Source organism: Methylopila sp. 73B (assembly GCF_000526315.1).
GTDB lineage: Bacteria > Pseudomonadota > Alphaproteobacteria > Rhizobiales > Methylopilaceae > Methylopila.
Map to the genome: position 1 here is coordinate 4,344,548 of NZ_JAFV01000001.1, position 20,833 is coordinate 4,365,380.

Genomic DNA, 20,833 nt, shown 5'->3' on the forward strand with positions numbered 1-20,833 from the left:
TCGCCGACGCCGAGCGAGCTCTGGGTCGATCGACGTGTTGGCCACCAACGTCGGCTATGGCCGCAAAGGCGTCCCGGAGGAATCCCGGATCGAGGAGCTCGACCGCAATTCGACGTCAACGTCTTCGGCGCGGTCGCGCTGGTCAGGCGTGCTTCCCGGCGTGCGGAGCCGGCGCCGCGGGCGGATCGTCAACGCCACGTCCATGGGCGGCTTCATCACGATGCCGGGAATCAGCTTCTACTGCGGATCCTGTCCGTTTCGCCGGCGGGGACGGCCCCCGGGGCTCTTTGATCGGAGAAAATATGAACAGGCTCGCCGCGGTCACGCTTCTCGTCGTTGGCGGCCTTGCTCTCGCGGGCGGGGGCGGCGCGTTCGCTCAGGCGGGCGCGGACACCGGCTCTCCCGCATTTTGGGGAAAGCCGACCGCCGATGGCGGGACATGCTGCCAGACTCTGGGCGAGGTGCGGGCGAACATCGATCGCATCGACGCGGCCCTCATCGCGCTCATGGCGGAGCGCGGCGCGTATGTTCATGAGGCGGCCCGGTTCAAGCAAAACCCCGAGGCGGTGGAGGACAAGGCCCGCGTCGAGGCGATCATCCGCAAGGTGCGGACGCTCGCGACCGAACGGCGGCTGAACCCTGATGTCGCGGAACAGACCTACCGCGCGATGATCGCAAAGTTCACCGAGGACGAGCGTCGCGCCGCAGCGGAGATGATGCGCGATCCCGCCGCTCAATGAGCCGAGCGTTTCGCAAAGCGCTCATCGAGGGCTGGCAGGCGATTGCGCACGGCGTCACCCTCCGCGTGCGGAACCGCGATCATCGAGATTGGCGGAGCGGACGACCAGCCGTCGCTCATTGGGCCCGATGCGTCGAACTGTTCTGGCTGAGGCGCGATCGCGGCGATCGATCACTTGCGGGCGCGGTGGAATCGACGCCGTTTGCACGTGGATCGACATCGCGTAGACTTAGCGGCGGGGAGGTCGATCGCCCGCCTCGACGCGTCCCGTGCTCAGCCCGGATAGCAGCGCGGACCAGACGCGGATAGGGTCGCCCGCGTTGTCGCTTCGTGTAAGGCGCGTCATGCCGATCCCCTTGTTTCCGATTCTTCTCGCCGTCGGGGCGGGAGCCAGCATCGTCGTCCAGCAATTCCTGAACGCGAACTTGCGCAACGCGCTGAACTCGGCCGCGTGGTCGGGCTTCGCGAGCTACTTCGTGGGCCTGCTGTGCATGACCATCCTCGCGGCGGTGCTGCGCGATCCGCTCCCCTCGGCGGCCGAGGCCGCGCGCATTCCGTGGTGGGCGTGGAGCGGCGGCCTGTTCGGCGCGACCTTCATCGGGCTGGCGATTTTCCTCGTGCCGGAACTAGGCGGCGCGACCTTCTTCGCGCTGTTGGTGACGGGCCAGATGTTCGCCTCCGTCACGCTCGACCATTTCGGCTGGCTTGGCGTCGCCGAACGTCCGATCGATCTGCCGCGCCTCGCGGGGGTGGCGCTGCTGATCGCGGGCGTCGTTCTGATCCGGCGCTGAACGTCGTCAGCGCCCCTGGAACACCGGCGCGCGTCCCTCGACGAAGGCGCGCATGCCCTCCTTCTGATCCTCGGTCTCGAACGCTTGGCGGATCGCGTCGCGCTCCGCTTGGAGGCCTGCGCTGAGCGGCGTTTCGTAGGCCGCGAGGACCGCGCGCTTGGCGTATTGCACGGAGAGGGGAGGGCGGGTGGCGATGCTCGCGGCGATGGCGAGCGCGGCGGCCTCGGCGCCGCCGTCCGGCGCCAGTTCCGAGACGAGGCCGACGGCGAGCGCGGTCGCGGCGGCGATCGGCTCGCCGGTCAGGATCATCTTCATCGCGAGCGGTTTGCCGACGATGCGCGTCAGCCGTTGCGTCGCGCCGTCGCCGGGCAGGATGCCGATCTTGATCTCCGGCTGGGCGAAGGTCGCGCTCTCGCCCGCCACCACGATGTCCGCGAGCATCACGAGTTCGTGGCCGCCCCCGAAGGCGTAGCCCTCCACCGCTGCGACCACCGGCTTCGGAAAGGCCGTGATCGCGTCCCAGGCGGCGCGTCGCGTCGCGTTGTCGATGGCCTCGAACCCCTGCGCGAGCATCTCCTTCAGGTCGGCGCCGGCCGAAAAGAACCGGTCCTGGCCGCACAACAGAACGCAGCGCACGTGGTCGTCCGCCGCAGCGTCGGCCAGCTTCGCGGCGAGATGGGAAATCAGAGCGTTGTTCAGGGCGTTTCGCTGGCGCGGCCGGTTCAGGCGGATGCGCAGGACGTACGGCTCAGGCGCATCGCAGACGGCGAGGTCGTCCGCGCCCCCCGCCGCCGTCGCATCGTTGGCCGACCGCTCATCCATGACCTTGCCCCTTGCAATTTCCTGAAATCGTTTTCTGAATAGCCTGAAATCGAACCACGATCGAGCCCAATCGATCGGCGCGAGCAGGGAGCCGCCTAGACATGAGCCACACCGATTTCGCCGCAGCGCTGGATCTTCTCGCCCGAAAGACCTTGGCCGACGAGGCGACGATCGGCGTGTCGTTTCCCTATGTCACCGGTCCCGACGGAGCTTGGCGCACGCTTCCCGCCTCCTGGTCGGCGGGCTACAGCGGCGCGGACTGGAGCCACGGAAACTGGTTCTGCGGCTTCTGGGTCGGCCTCCTTCTGGCCTCCTACCTGCAAACGCGGGACGAGCGCTTCGTCGAGTTCGCCCGCACGCGCATGCAACTCGTCGCGGAGCGCGCCGGCGACGGCAACACCCACGACATCGGCTTCATCTTTCTGTCGAGCGCGATGCCGCTCCATCACATCCTCGGCGACGAGGCGGCGGCGACCACCGCGCTGAAGGCCGCGGACCGGCTGCGGCGTCGGCTCATCGTCACGCACGACGGCGCCTACGTGTCCTCCTGGGGGCCTCTCTCCGACGCGCGCGGCCGCCGCGCCTCCGCCATCGACACCATGGCGAACCTGCCGTTGCTGTTCTGGGCGGCGCAGCACGCCTGCGACGGCAGCTTCCTGCTCGCCGGCGAGGCGCACGCCCTGAAGACGCGGGATGGGTTCATTCGCCCGGACGATTCCACCTACCACGCCGTCGAGTACGACGACGTTACCGGCGAGCGCGTGCGGGGCTACACCTTCCAGGGCTACGCCGACGAATCCTGCTGGCCGCGGGGGCAGGGCTGGGCGATCTACGGCTTCGTCGAGACCGCGCGCGCGACCGGCAAGTCCGAGCACATCGCCACGGCGGAGCGGCTGCTGGCCTATTATTTCCGGCGGGTGGACGACGGCCTCGTGCCGTTCTGGGACTTCGACGATCCCGCAATTCCGAACGCCCCGCGAGACTCGTCCGCCTCGGCCATCGTGGCGTCGGCGCTGCTCACCCTGGGCGCCATCCATCCCGATCAGGCGGCGGGCGAACGCTGGCGCGCGCTCGGCGAGCGAGTGCTCGCTGCGCTGTGCCGCGATTATCTCGCGACCGACGACGCCCATCGCGGGCTGTTGCGGCATGGTTGCTATTCGAAGCCGCACAACGACGGCGTCGACAGCGCGGTGATGTTCGGCGACTACTTCTTGGTCGAGGCCCTTTGCCTCGTCCTGCATCCTGGAGCCTTCCGCCCGCATCCGGATCGGCTCGCCGGCTGACTCAGTCGACCGCGGCGGCCTTTCGCGCCCTGGCCCCCGCGCGCGCGGCCCTCGCGGCGCGGGGCGACGCGGTCGAACCGCGCACGATCAGCCGGTAGGGCAGCGGGTCGAGCGGGGGGATCGCGAGTCCCATCACGGCGTTGACCAGATGGTCGGCCGCGGCGCGGCCGATCTCGGCGGCAGGGATGCTGATCGTCGTCAGCGAGGGCTCGCACTGCGACGAGAGCTCGATGTCGTCGAAGCCCGTCACCGAGAGCTCCAGCGGCACCTTCAGCCCCATGGCGCGCGCCTCGGCGAGCGCGCCGATCGCGAGCGTGTCGGTGGTGCAGACGAGGGCGGTGATCTCGGGCGCCGTCGTGACCAGGTGGCGCAGCGCCATCCGCCCCTGGGCGAGCGAGTGGTCGGCCCGCACCAGCCGCTCCGCCGGCAGCGCAAGGCCGGCGTCATCGAGCGCTTGCGTCACGCCGTCGAGGCGGGCGCGCGAGCGGTCGTTGGAGGCCGGCACGTTCGCCACCACGCCGAACTCGCGGTGGCCGAGCCCCATGAGATAACTCGTGAGGTCGTAGGTCGCCTTGCGGTTGTCGATGCCGATCGCCGGCACGCCCTCGCGCGCTGACGGCACGTAGGTCGTCACGTAGGGAACGTTGTGCTGCCGGAGCAGCGCATGGAGCTCCGGCGTCTGCGCGTCGCCCACCAGCACCACGCCGTCGACGCCCCGCTCGATCAGCGCCCGCGCCTCCTGCTGCTCGCGGCGGGTGTCGTACTGGGAATTCCCGATCAGCAGCGTGTAGCCATGCTCGCTCAGGCGGTTCTGCAGCGCCTCGACGCCTTCTGCGAAGATGCTGATGCCGAGCGTGGGCACGATCGCCCCGATGGTGTGCGTCCGCCGCGACTTCAGCGCGCGGGCGGCGCTGTCGCGTGTGTAGGCGAGATCGGAGATTGCGCGAGCGACCTTCTCGCGCAGCTCCGAGCGCACGATCTGCGGATGGTTCAGCGCGCGCGACACCGTCGCCGGCGACACGCCCGCCAGCCGCGCCACATCGGCGATCTTCACTTTGCCGTTCGGTCCGAGCAGGCCGGATCCGCCCTTCAGTCCCATGCCCACGCTGTCAGCGCCTCGAAATCTAGGATCAACTTCATATCACGCGGACCGAGCACCCTCAACAAACGGGTATTCTGTGCCCTTCTTCCGTATTGCTACATTTGTCGCCGCCGTTAACATTTGAAAAGCGACGCTTGACGAGGCTTTCGCGCTGACGATAAGCTTTCATGAAATCGGTTTCAAACCGAGGTCGAGAATGGGACGGCGGAAAGCGCCGTCCGAGGGAGCGAGACAGCGTGGATCATCTGAAGGGCGTCCGCGTCCTGAGCTTCAATCATTTCCTGATGGGTCCGGTCGGGGTGCAGTTCCTGGCCGATCTCGGCGCGGACGTGATCGCGGTCGAGCCTCCGGACGGGGCGTTCCAGCGCAAATGGGGCGGGGCGAACAAGCAGGTCGACGGCCAGACGATGCTGCTGCTGTCGGGAAACCGGAACAAGCGCAGCCTCGCGATTGATCTCAAGAGCCCCGAAGGCGTCGAGATCGCCCGAAAGCTGATCGCGACCAGCGACGTCGTGACGGAGAACTTCCGGCCCGGCGTGCTGGACAAGCTCGGGCTCGGCTACGAAGCCGCGAAAGCGATCAAGTCCGACATCATCTACGCCGCGGCGTCGGGCTTCGGTCCTGACGGGCCCTACGTCAACCGGCCGGGGCAGGATCTCATCATCCAGGCGCTGTCGGGCCTCGCCACGATCACCGGCACCAAGGAGCTCGGTCCCCGCGCCGTCGGCGTCTCGGTGGTCGACCATCACGGCGCGGCGCTGCTGGCGGCCGGCATCCTCGCCGCCCTGCTCAAGCGTGAGCGGACGGGCGTGGGCGGCCGGATCGACGTCAGCCTGCTGTCGGCGGCGATCGACCTGCAGCTCGAATCCTTCACCTGCTATCTCAACGGCGAAACGCCCGACGACGTGCGCCAGCCGGGCGCGATCGCCGGCTGGTACTACGGCGCGCCCTACGGGATCTATGAGACCAGCGACGGGCACATCGCGATTTCGCTCGGCACGATGGCGGCGATCAACGCGGCGCTCGACGTGCCGGAGGAGGAGCGCGTGTCGGACGCAGAGTCTTACGTCCGGCGCGAGGACGCCGCGGCCTCGATCGGCCGTGCGTTGAAAACCCGACCCACGGCCGAATGGAGCCGCATCCTCGATGCGGCGAACATCTGGCATTCGGCGATCAACGACTACGCCGACGTGGTGAAAGATCCTCAAGTCCTGCACAACAAGAACTTCTCGACGATCGACGGCGTGACGGGAACTTCGATAACGCTGGTGAACCATCCGGTTCGTTACGATGGCCAGGCGCCCGAAATCCGGATGCCGCCGCAGCGGCTCGGAGCGCAGACGGCCGAGATCCTCACGGAGATCGGCTATGGCCAGGACCAGCTCGCCGCAATGCTTGCATCGGGCGTCGTCATGGAGACCGCAGCTTAAGCCAAGCCGTCGCCTGCCGGAAAGAAGGTCGCATCAGGCCCATCCGGACGTCTTATCCAGGGAGAACGCCAATGACGCATATGAGGCGCAGCTTGCGCCGGATCGGAGCGATGTCGGCCGTCGCGGTCTGCGCGCTCGCCGCGTCGTGGAGCGCGGCGAGCGCGCAGACCACGACGCTCAACATCTGCTACATGAACCATCCCGTTCAAGTCACGAACGTCGGCATCCTCGAGAAGCACGCCAAGGCGCAGGGCGTCATTCTGAACAAGGCGCCGGTGTCCTACGCGGTCTATCTGCCAAAAATCACGCAGATGCTGTCGGCCGGCGCGTCCGACCAATGCGACATCATCTGGAACAACGACGACTGGGGGCAGGATTTCGCGGAATACCTCGTGCCGATGGACGACGTTCCAGAGGTGAACAACGTCGCGGAGAACCAGCTCCGGCCGTTTCTCAACTCCGAGGGCAAGCCCACCACGGTTTCGATCACCACGACCGCCGGCATCTTCTATTATCGCAAAGACCTGATCCCTGAAAACCAGGTGCCGAAGACCTGGGCCGAACTCACCTCCCTCAGCCAGAAGCTCCAGTCCGAAGGGAAGGTCCGTTGGGGCTTCGTCGGAGGCATGAGCTACACCAACACCTTCTTCAGTTTCTTCTGGACCCTCTGGAACAACGATTGCGACGTCTATTCGCCGGCGTTTTCCCGCGACATGGACGAGGTGACGAAGGCTGGCTGGAAGCCGATGCTGGATTCGGCCTGCCAGAAGCAGACGGCCGAATTCTGGTGGGACGCGCTGAACAAGGACAAGATCAGTCCTCCCGGCATGACCACCTACTCGCGCGACGAGGCGAACGCGATCTTCCAGGCCGGCGAAGCCGCCTTCACCGTCGCCGACACCGTGTTCCTCGGACAGTTCAACGACCCCAGGCGCTCCAAGGTCGCCGGCAACATCGGCGTCGCGCAGTTCCCGCAAGGTCCGTCTTCGAAGGGGCCACGCACCTGGATCGACATCTGGGGCTGGTCCATCCCGAAGGCGATCCCGGCCGAGAAACAGGCCGCGGCCAAGAAGCTCATCGCCGCGATGATCGTCGACGAAGAGGGGCAGATCGATCAGTGGAACAAGACCGGCGGTCCGCCCCCGAACACGCGCTTCTGGAAGACGCTCGACAAGAGCGACGCGCTCTGGCGGCAGGTGTCCTCCATCCTCTACGATACGCAGCACGCCTATGACGCCTATTACTTCCGCAACTGGGCCGCTGTGCACAAGAACTACTCGGACACTCTGATCCGCGCGATGAAGGGCGACCGGGACGACATCGCGGCGACGCTTGCGAGCGGCGTGCAGGCGATCCACGACGGCGCGCCGAAGTAAGGGGATGACCACCAGGCGCGCCCTGGGAGCGAGGTTCGGCGAGAAGGAGCGATTCATGCTCCTTCTCATCGCGCCGGCGGCTCTCGTGATGATCTGCTTCGAGATCATCCCGATCCTCATCGGCATGAACGCGAGCTTCCGCAGTTGGTCGCTCGTGAATCCAACCAAGGAATGGATCGGACTGCGGCACTACGCGGCGATTCTGAACGATCCCGTTTTTCTGAAGGTCGTGCTGCCGAACACCTTCCTGCTGATGGTGTCGTCGGTGACGTTGTCGCTCGTCGGCGGGCTTGCGCTCGCAACCCTGCTCGACAAGCCGTTCTTCGGGCGCCCGATCGTCCGAACCGTCATCCTGCTGCCGCTCACCATCGCGCCGGTCATCACCGCGACGATGATGCGCTGGTCATTCAACGATCAGTTCGGCGTGCTCACGAACCTGCTCGCCTGGTTCGGGATCGACGGCGTGCAGTGGCTCTCGGACCGCTGGCCGAGCTTCATCATCATCATCCTCACCGACGTCTGGATCTGGACTCCCTGGTTCACGATCATCCTTCTCGCGGCGATGCAGGGCCTGCCCAAGGAGCCGTTCGAGGCGGCGAAGATCGACGCAGCCAGTCCATGGCGCACTTTCACCCACGTCGTCCTGCCGATGCTTCGGCCGGTCATCATCGTGTGCGTCCTGATCCGCTCGATCGACGCCTTCCGCACCTTCGACCAAGTCTGGATTCTGACCGGTGGAGGACCCGCGAGGAGCACCGAAGTGTTCAGCGTCTACGCCTACGTCGAGGCGTTCGTGAATCTGGACTATGGCCGAGGAGCCGCCGCCGCGGGCCTCGGCGCGATCATCATGATCATCGTCGGCGTCGGCCTCTACAAACTCGTCCACCGCGTGCTGGAGGTCTGACCGTGAGCAGCCTGTCCTATCCGGCCACGGCGGACGCCCCGCTGGAACGTGACGCCCCCGGCAGCGCCCCTTGGCTGGGGCTCGCCGCGAAACGCGTTCTGCTCATCCTGTGCGTTCTCGCCGTCCTTCTGATCTTCACGGGCCCGATCCTCATTCTGTTCGTCACGTCGCTCAGGCCGCCATGGGGCGTGTTCTATGTCTGGCGCGGAACCGAGTTCACCTTCGACAACTACCTCGAAGTGATGCAGCAGCCGCGCATCGTGCACGCGATGATCAACAGCTTCGTCATCGCGACCCTCGCGACCGTCGTGTCCCTCGGGGTTACTGTCGGAAGCGGGTACATGCTGTCGCGATTCTCAGGCCGGATTCAGAAGACCTGGTTCGCATCGATCTACATATTTCGCACGGTGCCCTACATCTCGTTCGTTCTGCCGCTGTACCTGGTGACGACGCGCGTCGGCATCTACGACACCTATCTCGGCCTGCTGCTGCCGCACATCGCCGTCCACATCTGCTTCTTCTCATGGCTGATGAAAGGCTTCTTCGACGGCATCAACCCCTCGATGGAGCATGCGGCGCTGATCGACGGCTGCACCAGGTGGGGCGCCTTCCTGCGCGTCGCGCTGCCGGCGGCCGGCCCCGGAATCGCGGCGCTCGCGATCCTCTCCTGGCTCTGGACGTGGAACGAGTTCCTGTTCGCGCTCATCCTCACCGGTCAACGCACGCCGATGATCACCTCGACGATGGCCCAGTTTGTCACCGAGACCGGGACGGAGTGGAACCTCATGAGCGCGACCGCCGCGCTTGCGATGGTTCCGGCGCTGATCGTGACGATCTTCGGCCAGAAATACGTGATCCGCGGCCTGCGGATGTGACCCGAACCTACGTGGAGACTTTGAGAGATGGCTGAAGTTTCGCTTCAGGGCGTCGAAAAGCGCTACGGCTCGCTGCGGGTCGTGCAGGACGTCAATCTCGAGATTGCGGAGAAGGAATTCGTCGTGCTGGTCGGCCCGTCAGGCTGCGGCAAGTCGACGACGCTCAGGATGATCGCCGGTCTCGAGTCGATTTCGGGCGGGACGATCAAGATCGGGGGGCGGGTCGTCAACGATCTGGCGCCGAAAGACCGGGACATCGCGATGGTGTTCCAGAATTACGCGCTCTACCAGCACATGACGGTCTACGACAATCTGGCGTTCGGCCTGCGCAACCGAAAGACGCCGGAAGACGTCATCCGGCGGGAGGTGGAAAGGGCGACCGCTATTCTCGGGCTCGACCCGCTGCTCAAGCGGAAGCCGACGCAACTGTCCGGCGGGCAGCAGCAACGCGTGGCGCTCGGCCGCTGCATCGTGCGGCATCCGCAGGTGTTCCTGTTCGACGAACCGCTGTCGAACCTCGACGCCAAGCTGCGCGCGCAGATGCGGATCGAGCTCAAGAAGCTCCGCGAGCGCGTGGCGACGACCTCGGTCTACGTTACGCACGACCAGGTCGAGGCCATGACGCTCGGCGATCGCGTGGTGGTGATGAAGGACGGCCTGATCCAGCAGGTCGGCGCGCCGCTCGACATCTACAACCGCCCGGTGAACCGCTTCGTCGCGGGCTTCATGGGCGCGCCGGCGATGAACTTCATCGCGGTCGATCTCGTCAGCGAAGGCGACGTCACCCGCGCCACCGCGAAAGACTTCAGCATCCGGATCCCGGACGCCCAGTCGGTCGCGCTGCTTGGCCAGAACCTTCGTGCGGTGGTGATGGGCGTGCGGCCCGAGCACATCCATCTGGGCGCGGCGCCCGACGGCGCGGCGGCGTTTTCCGGCCCGGTGGAGGTGACGGAGCAGCTCGGCGCGGAGATGGTCGTCGGCGTGCGTTCGGCCGACGCGCTGATCATGGCCTCGCGCGTGCCGCCCGAGACGCCGCTTGGCCTGCACGAGGTCGCGCCGTTCTGGATGGACCCCAAGGCGCTGCATTTCTTCAATCCGCGGACCGAGGCGGTGATCCGATGAGCGAGGCTCCGACGCTGCTCGCCGGCATGAAGGTGCTGAGCTTCTGCCATTACCTGCAGGGACCGGCGGCGAGCCAGTACCTCGCCGACATGGGCGCGGACGTAGTGAAGGTGGAGCCGCCCAGCGGCGCCTTCGAGCGAGGCTGGGCCGGCGCCGACACCTTCGTCGGGGACGTCAGCGCCTTCTTCCTCAGCGGAAACCGCAACAAGCGCAGCCTGGCGATCGACTTGAAGACCCCGGAAGGAAAGGCGCTTGCGCTCGACCTGATCGCGCAGTTCGACGTCGTGCTGGAGAATTATCGTCCGGGGGTCATGGACCGCCTTGGAATCGGCTACGGGGCGGCGCAGGCCGTAAACCCGCGCATCGTCTACGCCTCCGCGACCGGCTTCGGCTCCGACGGGCCGATGCGCGACCGCCCGGGGCAGGATCTTCTGGTGCAGGCCCGCGTGGGGCTGATGGCGGCCACAGGCGACGCGTCCGTGGCGCCTACGCCGGTCGGCTGCGCCGCCGTGGACCAGCACGGCGCGTCTCTGCTCGCAATGGGGGTCCTGGGCGCCTATGTCCGCGCGCTGAAGACGGGGCGCGGCGCCCGGGTGGAGGCGAGCCTGTTCAACGCGGGCATCGACCTGCAGGCGGAGGCGCTCGCGCTTTACTACTCCGGCGGCCGGGACGCGTCCGTGCTGCGCAGGGACCGGCGGCTCGCCACGTGGTTCCACCAGGCGCCCTACGGCGTCTACGCCCTCGCCGAGGGCTTCGTCGCGCTTTCACTGTCGAGCCTCGCAGCGGTCGCGCGCGCCCTCGACAGCGAGGACCTCGCCGCGCTCGCAGCCCTAGACCCTTACGTCGAGCGCGACGCTGTGGCGGTGGCCGTCGCCGGGGCGCTCGAAGGGCGCGCCTATGACGAGGTGTCCCGCGCCTTCGATCGCGAGAACGTCTGGCACCAGCGGGTTCAGGACTACGACGACCTGCGACGCGACCCGCAAGCGATCTTCAACGGCGCGTTCCGCGAGATCCCCGTCGGCGACGGCGTCGCCACCGTCGCGGGGCATCCCTTGCGCTACGACGGCGCCGCGCCGTCGCGCGCCGACTACGCGCTTGAGATCGGCCAGCACACCGAAGAGGTGCTCGCGGAGGCCGGCCTCTCCCCCGACGCGATCCGCCGCCTCGCCGAGGCCGGAGCCGTCACGATCCCGAACAGAAAGGCCTGCGCCGCATGACCATTATGCATGCGAAGATCGGAGACCAGGTGAAGTTCTCCAAGACCGTGGGCGAAAGCGACGTCTACATGTTCGCCGGGCTCACCGGCGACCTGTCGCAGAACCATGTCGACGAAGAGTTCATGTCGAAGTCGATTTTCGGCCATCGGATCGCGCACGGCGCCTTGCTGATCGGCTTCATGTCGACGGCCTCGACCCGGATGATCGAAATCAGCTTGGGCAAGGGCATCGACTCGACGCCGGTCTCGCTGGGCTACGACGGCATCCGCTTCCTGAAGCCGGTGTTCCTGAACGACACGATCACCGTGACCTACACGATCGAGTCGGTCGACGAGGCGAAGCGCCGCTCGCTCTCCAACATCGAGGTGACGAACCAGCGGGGCGAACTCTGTGCGGTCGGAAAGCACCACATCAAGTGGACGCGTAACGAGGCCGCCGCCGACGTCGCGGCCTGACGGGACCGGAGCGATGGGCGAGGACATCCGCGAGGTCGTCACCGACGTCCTCGTGATCGGCAGCGGCGGCGCGGCGCTCCGCGCCGTGCTGAGCGCGCAGGACGGCGGCGCCGAGGTGCTGGTCGTGATCAAGGGCGAGTTCCGCCGCAGCGGAGCCACCTTCCATTCCGTCGCGGAGGTGGGCGCCTTCAACGTGCCGGACGGCGCCGGCGACCCGGCGGACGACCCGGACGTCTTCCTCGCCGACATGCTCACTGCGGGGCAGGGGATGTCCGATCATCGCCTGAGCGGGATCCTCGCCGCCGAGGCGGAGGACGCTCTGCGCTATCTGGAGGGGTACGGCGTCCATTTCGAGCGGAGCGAGGACACCGGCCGCTACCTGACCTACCAGGCCTGCTTCTCCTCCAAATCCCGCTCGCACGTCATCAAGGACCACTTCAAGCCGATCGTGAAGGCGCTCGGAACCGAAGCGTCGCGCCGCGGCGTGCGGGTGATGGACAGGCTGATGGTCGTGGACCTCATCGTCCGCGACGGCGCGTGCCTCGGCGCCTATGCGCTCGCCGACGACGGCGCGACGGTGGTGATCCGCGCCAAGGCCACGATCATGACGACCGGCGGCGCGAGCCAACTGTTCGCGACCAACCTCTACCCCTCGGACATCACCGGCGACGGCTACGCCATGGCCTGGCGGGCCGGCGCGCACCTCGCCAACATGGAGTTCATGCAGGCGGGCGTCAGCCTGATCCACCCTTTCGTCAACCTGTTCGGCAACTACCTCTGGGACGCCGCGCCCCGCCTCGCCGACCGCGACGGCCGGCCATTCGTCGCGGACTACCTGCCGGAGGGCCTCATCGTGGCCGAGGTGCTCGCCGAGAAGCAGAGGCACTTCCCGTTCTCGTCCAGCGACATCTCGCGCTACGTCGAGATATCGATCCAGAAAGCGATCAACGAGGGCCGCGCGACGGAGAAGGGCGGCGTCCACCTCGACTTCATCGGCTGCGACTTCGATCGCCTGCTCGCCGACAAGAGCCGCAGCTTCGGGCGGATGTGGGCGATGACCTACCACTGGCACAAGGAGAAAGGCGCGGACCTCTACGCCGACACGGTGCAGATCGCCTGCTCGGCCCACGCCGTCAACGGCGGCCTCCGGATCGACGAAGACGCCGAGTCCAACATCAAAGGCCTGTTCGCGGCCGGAGAGGTCGCCGCAGGACCGCACGGAGCGGACCGGCTCGGCGGCAACATGTCCGTCACCTGCCAGGTCTTCGGCGGCCGCGCCGGACGGGCGGCGGCGGCGCGGGCGAAAGCGGTCGGCCATCCAGCCGTGGACGCGCACGACGCGCACCGCGGCTTCCTCGCCGCCTTCGCCGGCCAGGGGGCGCTCGACCTCGCGGTCCTCCGCCGGGAGTTGCAGGAGAGGGCGAACCGCAGCCTGCTCATCCTGAGGAGCGCCGCCGGCCTGTCGGACTTCCGCGCGTTCTGCGCCGAGGCGAAACAGCGGCTTCGCCAGGAATCGCGGATCGAAACCGCCGAAGACCGGGTGAGGGCGCTCGAACTCAACAACCTGATCGAGGTCGGCGACATGATGGCGCTCGCCGCGCTCAACCGACCCGAAAGCCGCGGCAGCCATTATCGTGAGGACTTTCCGATGGTCGACCGTTCGCTCGAGACGAACATCGTCATCGATCAATCCGCGCCCGATGGCTTCATCCGCGCCAGGTTGGCAGATCTTTAGAGGCGACCCCGCGTCAAGACGTCAGCGAGGTCCAGAACGCTTCGGCGGCGGGCCCCAGCCGGCCACGTCCAAATCGCGGATACCCGCGCTTGCGCGGGCATGACGGCGTCGCTATGCGCATCCGGCATCAGGTTCGCCGAGATCGGCATTGGATTCCGAGCTTTCGGCCATGCCAAACTGGGCTGACACACGCTCAGGCGCGGCCAGCGCGGCCCGCCAGGGCGCCGCGGACGTCGCCGACCACGAGGTCCCAGATCCGGCTCTTGAGCGCGGCGTAGGCGGGCGTCGCCTGAGCCGCGAGGTCGCGCGGTCGATTGAGCGGGTTCTCGATCACCGCCGTCACGCGGCCAGGGTTGGCGGCCATCACGACGATGCGGTCCGACAGCAGGATCGCCTCATCGATGTTGTGGGTGATGAACACCACCGTCTTGCCGCTCGCCTCCTGGATCGCGAGCAACTCCTCCTGCATCACCTGCCGGGTCATGGCGTCAAGCGCGGCGAAGGGCTCGTCCATCAGCAGCACTTCCGGGTCGGCCGCGAGGCTGCGCGCCAGCGTCACCCTCTGTTGCATGCCGCCGGAAAGCTCCGCGGGATAGTGGTTCTCGAAGCCCGACAGCTTCACCATCGCGATGTAGTGCCCGGCGAGCTCCCGCTGTCGCGCCGAAGGCAACCCCTTCATCTTCGGGCCAAACTCGACGTTCTGCCGCACCGTCTTCCAGGGAAACAGCGCATAGGACTGAAACACCATTCCACAGCGGGGCTCGATCCTGGTGATCGGCTGGCCGCGCAGCAGCACGCGGCCGTTGGTCGGCTGGGTGAAGCCCGCGAACAGGTTCAGCATCGTCGACTTGCCGCAGCCGGAGGTGCCGAGCAGGCAGACGAACTCGCCCTCGCGGATGTCGAGCGAGACGTCGCGGACGGCGGTCGTCTCCTTGGCGTGGACGGCGTAGATCTTGGTGACGTGCTCGGCGGCGAGGATCGCTTGCATCGGTCTGATCTCCGGTCTCGATGTTGGGGCTCGCGTCAGACGTGACGGTGCCGTTCCCACGGCTGCAGCAGGCGCTCGATCACGCCGGCCGCGAGGTCCGCGACGAGGACGGTCAGCGAGATGCAGACCATGCCGACCAGGACGAGCGCGAGGTTGCTCCAGTCCTTCGCGTTCCAGATCAGCGCGCCGAGGCCGCTCTGGGCCGCAACCATCTCGGCCGAGAGCACGCAGGACCAGGAGATCGCGAGGCTGACCTTGAGGCCGGCGAGAATGCCGGGCAGGGCGCCGGGGAGAATGACCTCGCGCATCACGGAAAGGTCGGACGCGCCGAGATTGCGCGCCGCCTTGATCAGCAGCGGATCGACCCGTTTCGTGCTCTCGACCGTGTAGACCAGGATGTAGACCCAGGTCCCCATGAAGACGATCGCGATCTTCTGGGCCTCGCCGATGCCGAGCCACAGCATCGTCAGGGGGATCCAGGTGATCGAGGGCAGGGGGCGCAGCAGCGAGACGAACGGCCCGACCAGCGCCCGCGCGGGCGCCCACAGCCCCATCAGCACGCCGAGCGGCACCGCGAACAGCGCGGCTAGCGCGAAGCCGAAGAACACGCGGCGGGAGGAGTCCACGATCGAGCGCCACAGTTCTCCGGTGGCGGCGACCTGCGCGGCCTCGCTCAGCACCTGGCCGGGGGAAGGCAGGAACAGCGGCGAGAGGAAGCCGCCGGCCGTCGCGACCTGCCACAGCAGCAGAAAGCCCGCGACGCCGAGGACGTTCAGCAGCAGGATTGATCCGCGGGTGGACCACCCGCCGGGGCGGCCGAGGGCGAACAGCGGGATCGCGACGGATCGGGTCATAGCGCGTACGGCGTTCATGCGTCGGCTCTCCGTGAAGTCGTGGGCTCGAGCGGCGTCAGGGCGCGGGAATGAAGCTGACGTTCATCCACTCCTCGACGGGCGGCGTCGCCGGGATCTTGCCGGCCTCCGCGAGGTAGGCGGCGAGGCGCTTCATCTGTTCGGTGTGGCGCTTGATGTGATCGGGCCAGCCGGCGGCGCCGAAATATTTGAAGTCCTTGACGCCGGCGAGCACGACCTCCGGCGGCTGCTTGAAGTAGTGCGCTACGGTCCGCGCCGTCTCTTCCGGCTCCTTCGTCGCGAAGTCGGCGCCCTTCATCACAGCTATGGCGATCTTCCGCGCCGAGTCGGGGTCCTCATCGACGAGCTTCTTCGAGATGATCATGATGTCGGGCGACGACATGGTGCCGAAGGCGCGGAACGACTCGGTGTCCTTGTCGGTGCCGAGCATCTTTCCGTCCGGCGCTGCGGTCTTCAGCTTGTCGAGCACCGGGCGCCACACGCAGGCGGCGTCAACGTCGCTGTTGGCGAGCGCGACCACCATCTCGTTCGGCGGCAGGTTGACGAGTTCAACGTCCTTGGTCGTCATCGAGGCCTCCTTCAGGAGGCCGACCAGCGTGATCTCGGCGGAGGCGTTGGCGGCGATCTTCTTGCCCTTGAGGTCGCTGAGCGACGCGAACCCGGGGCGCGCCCAGCATCCCTCGTTGCCGGGCGAGTCGTCGACGTTCGCGAAGTAGTAGAAGCTCTTGTTGCCCCGGGCCATTTCACTGATGACAGCGGTGCGGCCGAGATTGCTGAAGGCGACGGAGCCCGCCGTGATTGCGCGCACCCGGTCGGACGAGTTCAGGATCACCTGCACGCCGACGTCGAGCCCCTGCTCCTTGAAGAAGCCCTTGTCGATCGCCACGAGAATGGGGATCTGGCCGAGCCAGGTCACGGATCCCGCAAAGTCCAGCTTCTTAAGCGGCGCGTCGTCCGCGGTCGCCGGCCGGGCGCCCGCGCCGAGACCGAGCGTCACGGCCAGCGCCAGCGCCAGAGCTGGAACGACACGCCCGCTTCGCCGGACCGCCGCATGCACTGTGGTTTCGAATGCCATCTGTGATCTCCAGCGTTGCAGATCGTTTAGGCGCAAACGGCGGGATGCCAGTTGCAAAGTCCGGGCCAGACGCGCGGCGCGTAATCCGCGGGCAACTCAAAGTGAAACGTTTCATTTTAAACGCAGCGTTCGTCCCGTTTTTTAAGCTCGGCATCTGGGCGCGTGACAGGAGAGAGCTCGACGGTGCGTTCATTTCCTCGTCGGCCGCGCCTCCGCGAGAGGCGCTGCCGAAGGATCATTGCGCGCGGCGACGTCAGTATCCGGCCGCGAGATCGACTTCGTTCAGCAACGGAGCGCCGGAGCGGAACCGCCGCACGTTCTCGGCGAAGGTGTCGACGATCGTCGCGCAGCTCGCAGTGCTCGAGCAGTGCGGGGTCACGTAGATGTTGGGATGCGTCCAGAACGGATGCGTCTCGGGCAGAGGCTCGACCGGGAAGGCGTCGATCGTTGCGGCGCTGAGGCGTCCGGAGTCGAGCGCGTCGAGCACGTCGCTCTCGACCAGGTGTCCGCCGCGCGCCGCGGTGATCAAGACGCCGCCGTGCGGCATCTGGTCGAAGGTCTTCTTGCCGAGGATGCCGCGCGTCTCCGCCGTCAGCGGCAGAAGGTTCACGAGGATCTCGGTGTCACGCAGGAAGTCCGGAAGCGCGTCCTTGCCGGCGTAGCACCGGACGCCCTTGATCTCGTGCTCGCTGCGCGACCAGGCCCGCACGTCGTAGCCCAGGAACGCAAGGCGCTCGCAGGTCAGCCGTCCCATCTGGCCGAGCCCCATCATGCCGACGGTGACGTCGCTGGCCGAGCGCATGATCTTGTAGGCCCAGCGGCGCTCCTTCTGCGCCTTCAGGAAGTGCGGCACGTCGCGGTGATGGAACAGCGTCCAGCACAGCACGTAGTCCGCCATCCTTGCCGCGAAGTCGTGGTCGACGACACGGACGAGCGGCACGTCCCGGGGAAAGTCCGGATCGAGCAGATAATGGTCGATGCCGGCTCCGGTCGCCGAGATCAGCTTCACGTTGGGGAACGGCTTCAGGAACCCGGGCGGCATGCGGAACAGAATGGCGACGTCGATCTCGTCATGCGCGACGTCGCCCGGCCATTCGTAGATCGTCTCGTCCGGAAGCGACGAGCGGATGCCGTTGATCAGATCGTCGCCATAGGCCGTGTGCAGCCAAGTCAGTATCGCCATCGTCAGGGTCTCGCGAAGTCTTGGAGGCGTTCGTTCGAAATAAAATCTGGCCGCAGCCGCCAGGTCTCGGCTTCCTCTTCGGACAGATGATCACGCATCGGTCTCTCCTTCGTCAGACGTCGATCACAGGCGGGGTTAGGCGGTCATTTAGGCTTGGCCTTGGCATGAGGGAGGCGAGCAGGCGGTCGAGGGCCGCCAGCAGCAGCGGGGCGGCCCAGGCCGACGCGATCGCGATCGCGGCGATCAGTCCCATGCCTTCCAGGCGGCCTTCGGCGCTCTGGGCGAGCAGCGCCGGCGCGGTCGCAGCGCCCGCCGCCTGCGCGAGATTGGTCGCGACGGCGATCAGCGTCTGGAACGCCGCGCGCTCCTGAACCGCCGGAACGCGCGTGACCCAAGCTTGGTTGATCGTGCTGCGGATCAATTGGAACACGACGATCAGCGCGAACAGCAGCACGTTCGGAAGCGGCGGAGTCGTGGTGAGAAAGGCCGCGGCGAGCAGGCCGGTCATGATCACGGCGACGCCGACCGCCATCAGCCGGGCCCCGGCGACGTCGATCAGTCGGCCAGTGAGCGGAAGCGCCACGAGCGTGAAGACGCCGCCCAGAAAATACACCTCCTGAAGCTTCTCGCGCGGCAGACCGAGATTGTGCGTCAGGTAGGTCGGCAGGTTCGGCGAAATCAGCAATGCGGCGTAGGAGGCGCTGCCGATCAGGAGAAACGACAGCAGGCTGGGGCCTGAGGTCAGCAAGGTCCAGAAGTCGAGCGCGCGCTCCCTCAGCCGCCAGGGTTTGAGAGAGGCCAGATGCGCCCGCTGCGGCGCGAGCAGGCGCATCACCCCGATGAACAGGGGGACGCCTATGAGCGCGATGCCGAAGAAGCAGAAGCGCCAGCCGCCGAAGGTCGAGGCGATCGCGACGCCCGCCGGAACGCCGAACACCAGTGCCACGCCATAGGCCCCGATCATCTTGCTCACCGCCGCGCCGCGACGGTTGAGCGGCACGGTGTCGGTGACGATCGCAAGCAACAACCCCGTCATGGGCCCGACGAACAGGCCGGCGAGCGCGCGGGTCGCGACCAGCGGTCCGAAATTCGGCGCGAAGCCGGAGAGCGCTGTGGCCATGAGGAAGCCGGCCATGACCGCGAGCAGCGCGGCCCGCCTGTCGAAGCGGTCGAGGACGAAGGAGGCGCCGAACCCTCCCGCCGCGGCGGCGAGCGAATAGCTCGCGCTGGCGAAGCCGACGTCCTGCGCCGCCGTGCCGAGATCCTGCGCGAAGAATGGACCCAGCGGGAACACGATGATCGAGCCCAGCGCGTTCAGGAACGCGATCGAGCTGAGCAACCAGACCACGGCCTGGTCCGACAGCGTCGCGGCGCTGAACCAGCGTCCCTGCTCCCGACGCGCGTCCCGATCGGCGTTGACGCTCATGGCGCAGCCTCCGACGACCCGCCCCCTCTCAGGCGACGACCGCCAAACGGTCGGTCCTGGCGAAGCTCAGCCGGGCGCAGGCCGAACCAATGCGTTCGAGCGCCTGGACGAGTTTGTCGTCGGCGGCCGCGTAGGACAGCCGGAAGTACGGCGACATGCCGAAGGCCGCGCCGTGCACGAGCCCGACCCCCGCCGTCTCCAGAAGGTAGAGGACGAAATCCTCGTCGGTGCGGATGACGTCCCCCGCGGGCGTCGTAGCGCCGATCATGCCGGCGCAGCTCGGAAAGACATAGAAGGCGCCGTCGGGCTTGTGGCAGGCGAGGCCGTCGATGGCGTTGAACGCAGCCACGACCATGTCGCGCCGCCGCTCGAACCGGAGCACGTGCTCGGCGATGAACCCCTGGGGACCGTTCAGCGCCTCGACGGCGGCGGCCTGGCTGATCGACGAGGCGTTCGTGGTCGAGTGCGACTGGATCGCCGACATCGCCTTGATCAAAGGCTTCGGGCCGCCGGCGTAGCCGATGCGCCAGCCCGTCATGCAGTAGCTCTTCGACACGCCGTTCATCGTCAGCGTGCGGTCGAGCAGCGACGGCTCGATCCGCCCCGGCGTCACCGCCTTGAAGCCCTCGTAGGTCAGGTGCTCGTAGATGTCGTCGGTCAGCACCCAGACGTGCGGGTGGCGGATGAGAACGTCGGTGAGCGCCTTCATCTCGTCGGCCGAGTAAGCGGCGCCCGATGGGTTGGACGGGGAGTTGAGGATCAGCCAGCGGGTGCGCGGCGTAATCGCGGCGTCGAGCTGCTCCGGCGTCATCTTGAAGCCGTTGTCCGCCGCGCAGGGGACGATGACCGGCGTTCCCTCGGCGAGCGTCACCATCTCGGGGTAGGACACCCAGTACGGCGCGGGGACGATCACCTCGTCGCCGGCGCTCACGCTCGCCATCAGCGCGTTGTAGATCACCTGCTTCCCGCCCGTGGAGACGATGATCTCGTCCGGAGCGTAGGACAGCCCGTTCTCGCGCTCGAACTTCGCGGAGATCGCCTGCTTCAGCGCGGCTGTTCCGTCGATCGCGGTGTACTTCGTGTCTCCGCGGCGGATGGCCTCGATCGCGGCCTGCTTGATGTTGTCTGGCGTGTCGAAATCGGGTTCGCCGGCCACCAAGCCGAGGACGTCGTGTCCCGCGGCGACCCTGGCGGCGACCTTGCCAGACAGCACGACGGTGGGGGACGGCTTGATGCGGGTCAGGCGTTCAGCGACCTTGAACACGGCTCGGCCTCGCTTTCTGCATGCTTTTCGATCTCGCCCAAACGAGTAGCAGCGACCGCTGGATAGGTCAATGAACCGGTTCCAAATTTTACTGGTTTTGTCGAGGGCTTGGTTCGCGGGGCGGGCCTATCCCGAAGGGAGGCCCTCTAAATACAGGGTATGATCGGCGCTCCC

Annotated in this window: 19 protein-coding genes and 1 pseudogene; 12 read left to right on the plus strand and 8 right to left on the minus strand. The window is 67.0% G+C overall.

Features of this window, described 5'->3' with window-relative positions; all coding sequences use genetic code 11:
• Nucleotides 1-22: 22 nt before the first annotated feature.
• From K244_RS24270 to K244_RS0120920, 3 genes and pseudogenes are all read left to right on the plus strand, one after another.
• A pseudogene (locus K244_RS24270) lies at nucleotides 23-250 on the plus strand (SDR family NAD(P)-dependent oxidoreductase); the annotation flags it as partial.
• A gap of 52 nt (nucleotides 251-302) precedes the next feature.
• The gene (locus tag K244_RS24275; RefSeq protein ID WP_020188252.1) at nucleotides 303-740 is read left to right on the plus strand and encodes a chorismate mutase; all 438 of its coding nucleotides are present in this window, start codon (nucleotides 303-305) and stop codon (nucleotides 738-740) included.
• A gap of 343 nt (nucleotides 741-1,083) precedes the next feature.
• Complete coding sequence (locus tag K244_RS0120920) at nucleotides 1,084-1,530, plus strand: DMT family transporter (RefSeq protein WP_020188253.1); 447 nt, start codon at nucleotides 1,084-1,086, stop codon at nucleotides 1,528-1,530.
• A gap of 6 nt (nucleotides 1,531-1,536) precedes the next feature.
• Here the strand turns inward: K244_RS0120920 and K244_RS0120925 are convergent, their stop codons facing one another.
• Nucleotides 1,537-2,352, minus strand: a complete 816-nt coding sequence (locus K244_RS0120925; protein WP_020188254.1) for an enoyl-CoA hydratase-related protein — start codon at nucleotides 2,350-2,352, stop codon at nucleotides 1,537-1,539.
• A gap of 101 nt (nucleotides 2,353-2,453) precedes the next feature.
• Here K244_RS0120925 and K244_RS0120930 point away from each other — a divergent pair, with 101 nt between their 5' ends.
• Complete coding sequence (locus K244_RS0120930; protein ID WP_020188255.1) at nucleotides 2,454-3,635, plus strand: glycoside hydrolase family 88 protein; 1,182 nt, start codon at nucleotides 2,454-2,456, stop codon at nucleotides 3,633-3,635.
• Nucleotide 3,636: 1 nt separating this feature from the next.
• On the opposite strand, the gene K244_RS0120935 is transcribed toward K244_RS0120930, so the two are convergent.
• On the minus strand, nucleotides 3,637-4,734 hold the full coding sequence (locus tag K244_RS0120935) for a LacI family DNA-binding transcriptional regulator (RefSeq protein WP_020188256.1): 1,098 nt from the start codon (nucleotides 4,732-4,734) through the stop codon (nucleotides 3,637-3,639).
• 239 nt (nucleotides 4,735-4,973) lie between these two features.
• On the opposite strand from K244_RS0120935, the gene K244_RS0120940 reads away from it, so the two are divergent.
• The 8 genes from K244_RS0120940 (at nucleotide 4,974) to K244_RS0120975 (ending at nucleotide 13,851) form a co-directional block, all read left to right on the plus strand.
• Nucleotides 4,974-6,167, plus strand: coding sequence for a CoA transferase (locus K244_RS0120940; RefSeq protein WP_020188257.1), 1,194 nt, complete (start codon nucleotides 4,974-4,976; stop codon nucleotides 6,165-6,167).
• Between the two features lie 110 nt (nucleotides 6,168-6,277).
• Nucleotides 6,278-7,543 (plus strand): extracellular solute-binding protein, encoded by a 1,266-nt coding sequence (locus tag K244_RS0120945; RefSeq protein WP_051460044.1) that lies wholly within the window; start codon nucleotides 6,278-6,280, stop codon nucleotides 7,541-7,543.
• A gap of 55 nt (nucleotides 7,544-7,598) precedes the next feature.
• A complete protein-coding gene (locus K244_RS0120950) occupies nucleotides 7,599-8,447 on the plus strand; it encodes a sugar ABC transporter permease (protein ID WP_245259793.1) in 849 nt (282 codons plus the stop codon).
• 2 nt (nucleotides 8,448-8,449) lie between these two features.
• Nucleotides 8,450-9,322, plus strand: a complete 873-nt coding sequence (locus tag K244_RS0120955; protein ID WP_020188260.1) for a carbohydrate ABC transporter permease — start codon at nucleotides 8,450-8,452, stop codon at nucleotides 9,320-9,322.
• A 27-nt stretch (nucleotides 9,323-9,349) separates the two neighbouring features.
• Nucleotides 9,350-10,444: a sn-glycerol-3-phosphate ABC transporter ATP-binding protein UgpC gene (gene ugpC / locus K244_RS0120960; RefSeq protein ID WP_020188261.1), complete on the plus strand. Its 1,095-nt coding sequence runs from the start codon at nucleotides 9,350-9,352 to the stop codon at nucleotides 10,442-10,444.
• Nucleotides 10,441-11,661 (plus strand): CaiB/BaiF CoA-transferase family protein, encoded by a 1,221-nt coding sequence (locus tag K244_RS0120965; RefSeq protein ID WP_020188262.1) that lies wholly within the window; start codon nucleotides 10,441-10,443, stop codon nucleotides 11,659-11,661. The genes ugpC and K244_RS0120965 overlap by 4 nt, the downstream gene beginning before the upstream one ends.
• A complete protein-coding gene (locus K244_RS0120970) occupies nucleotides 11,658-12,116 on the plus strand; it encodes a MaoC family dehydratase (RefSeq protein ID WP_020188263.1) in 459 nt (152 codons plus the stop codon). The genes K244_RS0120965 and K244_RS0120970 overlap by 4 nt, the downstream gene beginning before the upstream one ends.
• Before the next feature lie 13 nt (nucleotides 12,117-12,129).
• The gene (locus K244_RS0120975) at nucleotides 12,130-13,851 is read left to right on the plus strand and encodes an FAD-binding protein (RefSeq protein ID WP_020188264.1); all 1,722 of its coding nucleotides are present in this window, start codon (nucleotides 12,130-12,132) and stop codon (nucleotides 13,849-13,851) included.
• A 193-nt stretch (nucleotides 13,852-14,044) separates the two neighbouring features.
• Here K244_RS0120975 and K244_RS0120985 read toward each other — a convergent pair whose 3' ends face one another.
• The 6 genes from K244_RS0120985 to K244_RS0121010 all read right to left on the minus strand — a co-directional run bounded on the left by K244_RS0120985 (nucleotide 14,045) and on the right by K244_RS0121010 (nucleotide 20,659).
• Nucleotides 14,045-14,839, minus strand: a complete 795-nt coding sequence (locus K244_RS0120985) for an ABC transporter ATP-binding protein (protein WP_020188266.1) — start codon at nucleotides 14,837-14,839, stop codon at nucleotides 14,045-14,047.
• 35 nt (nucleotides 14,840-14,874) lie between these two features.
• A complete protein-coding gene (locus K244_RS0120990; protein WP_020188267.1) occupies nucleotides 14,875-15,693 on the minus strand; it encodes an ABC transporter permease in 819 nt (272 codons plus the stop codon).
• A gap of 55 nt (nucleotides 15,694-15,748) precedes the next feature.
• Complete coding sequence (locus tag K244_RS0120995) at nucleotides 15,749-16,786, minus strand: ABC transporter substrate-binding protein (RefSeq protein ID WP_020188268.1); 1,038 nt, start codon at nucleotides 16,784-16,786, stop codon at nucleotides 15,749-15,751.
• A 253-nt stretch (nucleotides 16,787-17,039) separates the two neighbouring features.
• Complete coding sequence (locus K244_RS0121000; RefSeq protein WP_020678391.1) at nucleotides 17,040-17,969, minus strand: glyoxylate/hydroxypyruvate reductase A; 930 nt, start codon at nucleotides 17,967-17,969, stop codon at nucleotides 17,040-17,042.
• Between the two features lie 112 nt (nucleotides 17,970-18,081).
• Nucleotides 18,082-19,395, minus strand: coding sequence for an MFS transporter (locus K244_RS0121005; RefSeq protein WP_020188269.1), 1,314 nt, complete (start codon nucleotides 19,393-19,395; stop codon nucleotides 18,082-18,084).
• A gap of 28 nt (nucleotides 19,396-19,423) precedes the next feature.
• A complete protein-coding gene (locus K244_RS0121010) occupies nucleotides 19,424-20,659 on the minus strand; it encodes a pyridoxal phosphate-dependent aminotransferase (protein ID WP_020188270.1) in 1,236 nt (411 codons plus the stop codon).
• Nucleotides 20,660-20,833 lie beyond the last annotated feature (174 nt).

Bases quoted from the DNA above. Each gene is read 5' to 3' on its own strand.
- K244_RS0120970 (WP_020188263.1), top strand. From the start codon at position 11,658: ATGACCATTATGCATGCGAAGATCGGAGACCAGGTGAAGTTCTCCAAG.
- K244_RS0120925 (WP_020188254.1), bottom strand. From the start codon at position 2,352: ATGGATGAGCGGTCGGCCAACGATGCGACGGCGGCGGGGGGCGCGGAC.
- K244_RS0121000 (WP_020678391.1), bottom strand. From the start codon at position 17,969: ATGGCGATACTGACTTGGCTGCACACGGCCTATGGCGACGATCTGATC.
- K244_RS0120920 (WP_020188253.1), top strand. From the start codon at position 1,084: ATGCCGATCCCCTTGTTTCCGATTCTTCTCGCCGTCGGGGCGGGAGCC.
- K244_RS0120985 (WP_020188266.1), bottom strand. From the start codon at position 14,839: ATGCAAGCGATCCTCGCCGCCGAGCACGTCACCAAGATCTACGCCGTC.
- ugpC (WP_020188261.1), top strand. From the start codon at position 9,350: ATGGCTGAAGTTTCGCTTCAGGGCGTCGAAAAGCGCTACGGCTCGCTG.
- K244_RS0120975 (WP_020188264.1), top strand. From the start codon at position 12,130: ATGGGCGAGGACATCCGCGAGGTCGTCACCGACGTCCTCGTGATCGGC.
- K244_RS0121005 (WP_020188269.1), bottom strand. From the start codon at position 19,395: ATGAGCGTCAACGCCGATCGGGACGCGCGTCGGGAGCAGGGACGCTGG.
- K244_RS0120995 (WP_020188268.1), bottom strand. From the start codon at position 16,786: ATGGCATTCGAAACCACAGTGCATGCGGCGGTCCGGCGAAGCGGGCGT.
- K244_RS24275 (WP_020188252.1), top strand. From the start codon at position 303: ATGAACAGGCTCGCCGCGGTCACGCTTCTCGTCGTTGGCGGCCTTGCT.
- K244_RS0120950 (WP_245259793.1), top strand. From the start codon at position 7,599: ATGCTCCTTCTCATCGCGCCGGCGGCTCTCGTGATGATCTGCTTCGAG.
- K244_RS0120935 (WP_020188256.1), bottom strand. From the start codon at position 4,734: ATGGGACTGAAGGGCGGATCCGGCCTGCTCGGACCGAACGGCAAAGTG.
- K244_RS0120945 (WP_051460044.1), top strand. From the start codon at position 6,278: ATGTCGGCCGTCGCGGTCTGCGCGCTCGCCGCGTCGTGGAGCGCGGCG.
- K244_RS0120990 (WP_020188267.1), bottom strand. From the start codon at position 15,693: ATGACCCGATCCGTCGCGATCCCGCTGTTCGCCCTCGGCCGCCCCGGC.
- K244_RS0120930 (WP_020188255.1), top strand. From the start codon at position 2,454: ATGAGCCACACCGATTTCGCCGCAGCGCTGGATCTTCTCGCCCGAAAG.
- K244_RS0120965 (WP_020188262.1), top strand. From the start codon at position 10,441: ATGAGCGAGGCTCCGACGCTGCTCGCCGGCATGAAGGTGCTGAGCTTC.